This window comes from Arthrobacter sp. Y3223164 (assembly GCF_059091005.1).
The window spans coordinates 1-1,713 of the sequence record NZ_JBNHGF010000500.1 but is presented as its reverse complement, the minus strand read 5'-3'; the positions used below and the strand labels follow the sequence as shown (position 1 = coordinate 1,713).

Here is a 1,713-nt window from a genome sequence, read left to right as displayed (position 1 = left end):
GGCTCGGCCGGGCGGACGAGGCCCGCTCCGAGTTCGCCGCCGCCGCCGCGCTGGCGAAGAATGATCGCGAACGGGAGGTCCTCGAACGCCGGGCCGTCACCGGCTGACCCGGTCCGGCCACGCCACTCAGCCGGCGAGCGTGTGGACGCTGCCCGTGAAGTGCAGCCGGTGGCTGCGCTCCCCCCAGCCGGTGAACTCGGAAGCTTCCCAGGACCCGTCGCGTTCCGTGTCATGGATCCTGACGGCCACGGTGGCGGGCAGGAAGACCGGAGCGGCAAAGTCGATGCGCCAGCTGAAGGGTTCGCTGGCCGTGGCTTCCACGCTGGTCAGGACTCGTGAGGCCAGGTACATCCCGTGGGCGATGGACCGCTTGAGCCCCAGCATCTTCGCGGACACCGCGCTCAGGTGGATCGGGTTGAAGTCGCCGGACACCCCGGCGTACTCGCGCCCGGCCTCCGGCCCGAGCCGCCAGCGGGCCGTCGGCTGCGGCGGCGTGAAATCGGCGCGCTCCGGGCGGGCTGCCTTGTCCAGGCCGGGCAAGTAGACCGCCTTGGCCAGGTAGTCCGAGACACCTTCCCACACGGCCTCGCCGTCGGCCTCGATCCGGGTGTGCAGTTCGACCTGCGTGCCCGCGTGGTGGCCGCGGAGGCCCTCGGCCCAGGCCGTGACGGCCAGGGGCTCGGTGAAGTGGACCGGCCGCAAGTGCCGCACCCGATTGGCCAGATGGACCATGCCGAGCAGCGGCAGCGGAAAGTCCGGCCGCGTCATCACGCTCATCGCCACGGGGAACGCGACCGAGTGCAGGAACACGGAGGGCAGGGTGTCCCGCACGGTGCCGTGGACCAACTGCTGGAATCCGCTGATCCGCTCGGGGGTGATCTGAACTCCGTGCAGGGTATGCCGCGCCGCCGGGACCTGCTCGGCGTGCTGTCCCACGCCCAGCTTGTGCCGCGCGGCCGTCGACGCCGCCGTCAGGTAGAGGCGCGAGAGCGTGGGCATCTCCCCCAGGATGACTTCGTTCATGCGCCGACCATGCTTTGCCCGCAGACCCGCAGGGTTTGGCCGTTGATGCCGCCCGCAGCATCGCTGGCCAAGAAGGAGACGGCCTCGGCGACATCGCGTGGCTGTCCGCCCTGTTGCAGCGAGGAGAGCCGGCGTGCCACTTCCCGGGTCAGGAACGGCATCCGGGCGGTCATGTCCGTCTCGATGAAGCCCGGTGCCACGGCGTTGATGCTGCCGCCGGCCTCGGCGAACCCGGCAGCCGAGGCCCGGACCATGCCGATGATTCCCGCCTTCGACGCGGCGTAATTGGTTTGCCCGCGGTTGCCCGCAATGCCGCTGGTTGAGGCCAGCGAAACCACGCGCGGCCGCCCGCGGAACGCGCCCGAGGCCAGGAGCTGCCCGTTCATCGTCAGCTGCGACGTGAGGTTGACGGCGATCACGGAGTCCCATTTGGCCTGGTCCATGTTGGCCAACAGTTTGTCGCGGGTGATGCCGGCGTTGTGGACCACGATGTCCAGCCCGTGGTGCCGCTCCACGGCATGGGCGGCGATCTTCGCGCCGGCATCGGCCGCGGTGATGTCCAACTGCAGGGCCGTGCCGCCCACCCGGTTCGCGACCTGCGCCAGCTGTTCCCCCGCCGCGGGGACATCGACGACGACGAGTTGTGCGCCGTCGCGGTGCAGGGTCTCGGCGATGGCAGCGCCGATGCCG

General features: G+C 70.7%; 2 protein-coding genes. Both read right to left on the bottom strand.

The annotated features are described in order from the left end of the window. Positions 1–126 precede the first annotated feature (126 nt). Positions 127–1,023 carry a MaoC family dehydratase gene (locus AC5RUJ_RS15815; RefSeq protein WP_494025906.1) on the bottom strand — a complete coding sequence of 299 codons (897 nt, stop codon included), beginning with the start codon at positions 1,021–1,023 and terminating at the stop codon, positions 127–129. Further along, the coding region (locus AC5RUJ_RS15810; protein ID WP_494156192.1) for an SDR family oxidoreductase at positions 1,020–1,713 on the bottom strand (694 nt) is incomplete at its 5' end. The genes AC5RUJ_RS15815 and AC5RUJ_RS15810, both read right to left, overlap by 4 nt.

What these genes read in the sequence shown, in the direction of transcription:
- AC5RUJ_RS15815 (WP_494025906.1), bottom strand. Translation starts at nt 1,023, where the DNA reads ATGAACGAAGTCATCCTGGGGGAGATGCCCACGCTCTCGCGCCTCTAC.